The sequence below is a fragment of the Rhodococcus sp. R1101 genome (assembly GCF_000278445.1).
Taxonomy (GTDB): domain Bacteria; phylum Actinomycetota; class Actinomycetes; order Mycobacteriales; family Mycobacteriaceae; genus Rhodococcus; species Rhodococcus gordoniae.
Map to the genome: position 1 here is coordinate 1 of NZ_AJVB01000223.1, position 6,123 is coordinate 6,123.

General features: G+C 68.6%; 6 protein-coding genes and 1 pseudogene. 5 read left to right on the forward strand and 2 right to left on the reverse strand.

The genetic code is table 11. The features are described from left to right. The coding region (locus tag R1101_RS0114270) for a DEAD/DEAH box helicase (RefSeq protein WP_026003276.1) at nucleotides 1-830 on the reverse strand (830 nt) is incomplete at its 3' end. A 207-nt stretch (nucleotides 831-1,037) separates the two neighbouring features. On the opposite strand from R1101_RS0114270, the gene R1101_RS0114275 reads away from it, so the two are divergent. After that, entirely contained in the window at nucleotides 1,038-1,742 is a 705-nt protein-coding gene (locus R1101_RS0114275; protein WP_026003277.1) for a ferritin-like fold-containing protein, read from the forward strand. A gap of 57 nt (nucleotides 1,743-1,799) precedes the next feature. Then, complete coding sequence (locus R1101_RS0114280) at nucleotides 1,800-2,030, forward strand: DUF3107 domain-containing protein (RefSeq protein ID WP_006550244.1); 231 nt, start codon at nucleotides 1,800-1,802, stop codon at nucleotides 2,028-2,030. Between the two features lie 92 nt (nucleotides 2,031-2,122). On the opposite strand, the gene R1101_RS0114285 is transcribed toward R1101_RS0114280, so the two are convergent. Continuing rightward, nucleotides 2,123-2,779 carry a TetR/AcrR family transcriptional regulator gene (locus tag R1101_RS0114285; protein ID WP_006550245.1) on the reverse strand — a complete coding sequence of 219 codons (657 nt, stop codon included), beginning with the start codon at nucleotides 2,777-2,779 and terminating at the stop codon, nucleotides 2,123-2,125. A 194-nt stretch (nucleotides 2,780-2,973) separates the two neighbouring features. On the opposite strand from R1101_RS0114285, the gene R1101_RS0114290 reads away from it, so the two are divergent. The 3 genes and pseudogenes from R1101_RS0114290 to R1101_RS26835 all read left to right on the forward strand — a co-directional run. After that, complete coding sequence (locus tag R1101_RS0114290) at nucleotides 2,974-4,032, forward strand: DUF3152 domain-containing protein (RefSeq protein WP_442969887.1); 1,059 nt, start codon at nucleotides 2,974-2,976, stop codon at nucleotides 4,030-4,032. Between the two features lie 99 nt (nucleotides 4,033-4,131). Further along, the gene (moeZ, locus tag R1101_RS0114295) at nucleotides 4,132-5,364 is read left to right on the forward strand and encodes an adenylyltransferase/sulfurtransferase MoeZ (protein WP_051017548.1); all 1,233 of its coding nucleotides are present in this window, start codon (nucleotides 4,132-4,134) and stop codon (nucleotides 5,362-5,364) included. A gap of 75 nt (nucleotides 5,365-5,439) precedes the next feature. Further along, a pseudogene (locus tag R1101_RS26835) lies at nucleotides 5,440-6,123 on the forward strand (TIGR02569 family protein); the annotation flags it as partial.

A 6,123-nucleotide genomic window follows, 5' to 3' on the forward strand; every position in this document is an offset into this window, starting at 1 on the left:
TCGAGGGCGTGCGCACGGTAGACGAACTGCTGGGTGCGTTCGTGCACGGCCGACGATTCGGCCTCCTCGGCGCGGATGTGCGTCGGGCGGTTCAGGAACGTGCGGGCGAGGGTGATGATCGGGCCGGGCATCGTGGCCGAGAACAGCATCGTCTGACGTCGGTCGGGGACCATCGTGAGGATGCGTTCGATGTCGGGCAGGAATCCGAGGTCGAGCATCTCGTCGGCCTCGTCCATGACGAGGACACCGATCTTGCCGAGGATGAGATGACCCTGGTTGGCGAGGTCGAGCAGACGACCCGGTGTGCCGACGACGACGTCGACGCCCTTCTTCAGCTCGTCGATCTGCTGCTCGTAGGGGCGACCGCCGTAGATCGACAGGACCTCGAGGCCGGACTTGCGGCTGCCGGGCAGGTACTTGGAGGCATTCACGAGGTCGTTCGTGACCTGGATGCACAGTTCGCGGGTCGGGACGATCACCAGGGCACGGGGGGTGCCGTCGAGCGTGGTCGTGCCGGATCCCTCGGTGGCGATGCGGTGCAGGAGGGGAACGCCGAAGCCGAACGTCTTGCCCATACCCGTGCGGGCCTGACCGATGAGGTCGTCGCCGGCGAGGGCGAGGGGCAGGGTGAGTTCCTGGATCGCGAAGGTGCGTTCGATGCCGACTTCGGCGAGGGCGCGGACGATCTCGTCGCGGACACCGAGCTCACCGAAGGTGGGGGGTACGTGGGTGGAGTCGAGTTGCGCGGAGACGGTCGTCTCGCTCGCGTCGTCTTCGTGGTCGATGGTGATCTTGCTCAGGGGTCTGGCCTTCCTGGTCTCGGCACGCACGCACGAGGGGGAAAGGCGACCGGCCTGCACCTCAGCACGAGCGGTGTCGAACCAGGCTCGGCGAAGCGCGGCAGCGATCCGCAGTTCGGGTGCGCGCACATTATCTGGGAAGCTCGCGGGCCACGGTCGGCGGCTCGAAGCGCGGGCTTCCCGGACCATTGTACCGGTTCCAGCGCATTCCACGAGGTAGTACTACGCTTCGTCGTCATGGGAGCCGAAATGTCGCCGTCCACAGCAGAGCCCGGCCGGGCGCCGGAAGGGGCCGCAGTCCCCGCCGATCATCCCGGTGTGTCGGAGTTGTTCGCCGTGCTCGCGTACGGCGAGATCTCGGCGTTCTACCGGCTCGCCGAGGACGCCCGGTTCTCCCCGTCCCTGCGCGGCCGGGTCGCGCTCGCAAGCATGGCAGCTGCGGAGATGAGCCATTTCGAGACGCTCCATACCGCCCTCACCGAGCGCGGAGCGGAGATCTACGCGGCGATGGAGCCCTATCGCAAGGCGCTCGACGCGTACCACGCGTCGACCACCCCCTCGACCTGGCTCGAGGTGCTCGTCAAGGCGTATGTGGGCGACGGCATCGCCGCCGACTTCTACTGTGAGATCGCCGACATGCTCGCGCCCGAGGTGTCCGCGGTGGTCCGGGAGGTCCTCGCCGAGACCGGGCACTCGGAGTTCGTGGTGCAGGAGGTCCGCGAAGTCGTCGAGCGGAGTCCGCTGCAGAAGGACCGTCTGATGTTGTGGGGACGCCGGCTGCTCGGTGAGGCCATCACCCAGGCGCAGTACGTGCTCGCCCAGAACGAGGAACTCGCCGAACTGGTGATTCTCGCGTCCGGCGACCTGACGAACATCGCGGCACTGTTCGATCGTATGCAGGTCGAGCACGCCGAACGGATGTCGGTGCTCGGACTGCATTAGCCTGGGGCGGACAGCAGTACCCGCTCGGTTTTCATGCATGAGATTCGGAGGTCCACCGTGGAGGTCAAGATCGGCGTCGCGGACAGCCCGCGCGAAGTTGTCGTCGTCAGCGACCAGACGCCCGACGAGGTGGAGAAGCTCGTCCGGGCCGCGTTGAACGGCGCCGACGACGGAGTGCTCGCCCTCGTCGACGAGAAGGGCCGCAAGGTTCTCGTGCAGGCCGCCAAGATCAGCTACGTGGACATCGGTCCTGCCACGCTGGGCAAGGTCGGCTTCGCCGCCAACTGAGAGCGACCGACGAGAACGGGCCGGGGCTTGTCGCCCCGGCCCGTTCGTCGTTCGTACGGTGCCGTCAGTGCCGACGGTGTTCGCTGTGGTCGTCAGCGCCGACGGAGTTCGGGCTGCAGCGGCACGTGCTTGAGGCCGCCCCAGGCCAGAGCGACCGTGGTGTCGACCGCGTCCTCCTTGGGGATCGGGCGTGCGGCATCGAGCCAGTAGCGTGCGGTGAACTGGCTCGTTCCCACCAGGCCGACCGCGAGGATGCGGGCCCGGTACGGATCGAGACCGGAGTCGTGGCTGACGAGGTCGAAGACGGCGTCGACGCACGCCTCGGTGGCCTGCTCCACTCGCCGCGACACCTGCGGTTCGCCCATCAGATCGGATTCGAAGACGAGCCGGAATCCCTGGCTGTCGTTGTCGACGAAATCGAAGAAGGCCTGCACCGCGGCGCGCACGCGCTGGCGGTTGTCGGTGGTGGATCGCAGGGCCTGGCGTACGCCGTTGATGAGGGTGTCCACATAGTTCTGGAGCACGGCGCAATACAGTTCGAGCTTGCCGGGGAAGTGCTGGTACAGAACCGGCTTGCTCACTCCGGCACACTCGGCGATCTCGTCCATGCCGGCGGAGTGGTAACCGCGTGTGACGAAGACCTCGCTGGCAGCCTCGAGCAACTGGGCACGACGCTCGTCACGCGGCATCCGGGCGCCCCGTTTGCCGTTGGAACCCCGGCCGGATGCTCGTTCGGTGACGTCGGTCATGCTTACTCCCAATCTGCACTACTTCCGAACGTGGCCTGTACCACCTCGGCGCTCCTCGTCACTGCACGTTACAGGTGAAGTCGCGTGTCGAACGGATCGGCCTACCGCCCAGTATCCGTTCTCGGTGCACGAATGGGGGCGCAGGTTCGGCGCTCCGGATATCGAAATGGTCTCGATATGACATCCTGACATCCGTGATCGAGCGTGGAGGAGTGCGCGAGAGCAGGGGCCCGCAGGGCTCCTCGCCGACAGATCCTTCCCCGACGCTGCCCGGTTCGTCCCGGTCGCGAGGAACGGAACGACCCGAGGCGGGTCGCCGGTCGCACCAGCCCCTGCGTGCCGTGTGGGACCCGGTGGGACGGCCGGACCGGCCGCCGCGCCGACCGCGACCCGAACGGGACGTCCGCAAGCAGACCCGCGTGGGCAGGTTCGTCGCCACCTACGGCTGGCGTGCCTATGCCGTGCCGATCCTCGCCGTCGTGACCCTGGTCGTGCTGTGGGACGCCGTGCGCGGGGGAGGCGAGAACATGCCCGCCGAGACAGCCGTCGCGGGCGAGGTCACCGATATCGTCGTCGAAGCGCCGCGGGCAGAGGGGACCTTCCCCGAGTCGCTGGAGTCCGGCGCCCTGCCGGCCGGTGGCCCGTTCACGGCGGCCGGTGCCCGGCAGTGGCGGATACTTCCCGGCACCACCGGACAGGCAGGGGCGGGACAGACCCGCGTGTTCACCTACACGGTGGAAGTGGAGGAGGGGATCGACACCACCGGCTACGGCGGCGACGCGGCCTTCGCGACGATGGTGGATCGGACCCTCGCCGATCCGCGCAGCTGGATCGGCGACGAGGCCCTGGCCTTCCGCCGGATCGACACCGGTGAGCCGGACTTCCGGATCGCCCTCACCTCGCAGATGACCATCCGCGAAGGATGCGGCTACGACATCCCGCTCGAGGGTTCGTGTTTCAACCCCTCGATGGAGCGGGTGTTCCTCAACGAGGCGCGATGGGTGCGCGGGGCCGTCGCCTTCCAGGGCGACATCGGGTCGTACCGCCAGTACCTCGTCAATCACGAGGTCGGCCACGCCATCGGCCTGGCGCAGCACGACGCCTGCACCATCGACGGGGGTCTGGCGCCGATCATGATGCAGCAGACCTTCGGAACCGCCAACGACGACATCGCCCGCCTCGACCCGGACGGCGCCGTCCCGGCCGACGGACTGCGGTGCCGGTTCAATCCCTGGCCGTACCCGCGGGCATAGCCGCCGGGGCACAGTTGTCGGGGGCACAACCGCCGGGGCACAACCGCCGGGGCACCACCGTCGGGAGGGCTGTCGGGGGAGGCTTCCGCGAATGGCACGATGGACGGTGACGCACGAGGCATCGCGACAGGAGAACCCGTGACCGCAACGACACCGTCGACGCGCCGACCCCTTCCGCCGCTCGTGGAGCCCGGCGTGGAGCTCGGTCGCGAGGAGGTCGCCCGGTACAGCCGTCACCTGATCATCCCGAATGTCGGGGTCACCGGCCAGCGCCGCCTGAAGAACGCGCGGGTGCTGTGCATCGGCGCCGGCGGCCTGGGTTCGCCCGCCCTGCTGTATCTCGCGGCGGCGGGGGTCGGCACGATCGGCATCGTCGAGTTCGACGACGTGGAGACGTCCAATCTGCAGCGCCAGGTGATCCACGGCCGCTCCGACGTCGGACGGCCCAAGGCGGACAGTGCCCGCGACAGCATCCTGGCGATCAACGACGGTGTGACCGTGCGCCTGCACGAGACGCGCCTGGAGTCCAGCAATGCCGTGCAGCTGTTCGAGCAGTACGACCTGATCCTCGACGGCACCGACAACTTCGCGACCCGCTATCTCGTCAACGACGCCGCGGTCCTCGCGGGCAAGCCCTACGTGTGGGGATCGATCTTCCGTTTCGAAGGCCAGGTATCGGTGTTCTGGGAGGACGCCCCGGACGGACGCGGCCTGAACTACCGCGACCTCTACCCCGAGGCGCCACCACCGGGGATGGTTCCCTCCTGCGCGGAGGGCGGGGTGCTCGGCGTCCTGCCCGGCACGATCGGCACCGTCATGGCGACCGAGGCGATCAAACTCGTCACCGGGATCGGCGAGCCGCTGCTCGGTCGTCTCCTGATCTACGACGCGCTCGCGATGTCGTTCCGGACGGTGACCCTGCGCCGGGATCCGGGACGGGTGCCCGTCACCGAACTCGTCGACTACGAGGCCTTCTGCGGGATCGTTCCCGATGCCGCCGCGTCGGCTCGCTCGGCCGTCACCCCCAGCGAGTTGCGCCGGATGCTCGACGAGGGCCGCGACATCGCGCTGATCGACGTGCGCGAACCCGTCGAGTGGGAGATCGTCCGCATCGACGGTGCCCGGCTCGTGCCGAAGGACCGCATCCTCTCCGGTGAGGTCCTCGCCGACCTGCCGCAGAACACGCCGATCGTGCTGTACTGCAAGACGGGCATCCGATCGGCCGAGGCGCTCGAAGTTCTTGTGCGAGCAGGATTCTCGGACGCGACACATCTGCACGGCGGAGTGATCGCGTGGGCGCAGCAGGTGGATCCCTCGCTACCGGTGTACTGACGGTGACCTCGTTGTGACCTGAAACAGCGGAGTGCCTTCCCGATCCGGGCGGTGTGCGGCGGTAGGTTGAGCTGCGTGAGCTCACTCGAACCGCCTCAGCACGTGTGCTCCACATTCGGTCTCCGCGACGTCGAACCGGTCCCGCTCGGGCCCGACTGGGACGGTGGTTTCCGGTGTGGGGACGTGGTGCTGTCCCGAGTCGCCGATCATGCTCGCGCGGCCTGGTCCGCCAAAGTGCGGGAGACCCTGACCGTCGACGGTGTGCGGCTGGCCCGTCCGGTGCGGTCCACCGACGGTCGCTACGTGGTCTCCGGATGGCGCGCCGACACCTACATCGTCGGTACGTCCGAGCCCCGGCACGACGAAGTGGTCTCGCTGTCGCTGCGGCTGCACACCGCCACAGCGCAGCTCGAACGCCCCCGTTTCCTCATGCAGCCTCCGGTCGCACCCTGGGAGGACGTCGACGTCTTCGTCGCGGCCGACCGCGCGGCCTGGGAGACCGTGCCGTTGCGCAGCGCCCGCGCGGCCGGTGCGCCCGAGACGGTGACACCCGACGGTCGCAAGAGCCTCGACCTCATCAACCAGCTCGCGACCTTCCGCAAGCCGGTGCACCTGCCCGACCAGCTCGTCCACGGCGACCTGTTCGGCACCGTCCTGTTCGCCGGGCGCGCGGCCCCCGGGCGTGACCGACATCACCCCCTACCTGGCGTCCGGCCTCGTGGGCGGCCGCCGTCGCCGTCGTCGACGCACTGTCGTGGG

What these genes read in the sequence shown, in the direction of transcription:
- R1101_RS0114285 (WP_006550245.1), bottom strand. Translation starts at nt 2,779, where the DNA reads ATGACCGACGTCACCGAACGAGCATCCGGCCGGGGTTCCAACGGCAAA.
- R1101_RS0114275 (WP_026003277.1), top strand. Translation starts at nt 1,038, where the DNA reads ATGGGAGCCGAAATGTCGCCGTCCACAGCAGAGCCCGGCCGGGCGCCG.
- moeZ (WP_051017548.1), top strand. Translation starts at nt 4,132, where the DNA reads ATGGACGGTGACGCACGAGGCATCGCGACAGGAGAACCCGTGACCGCA.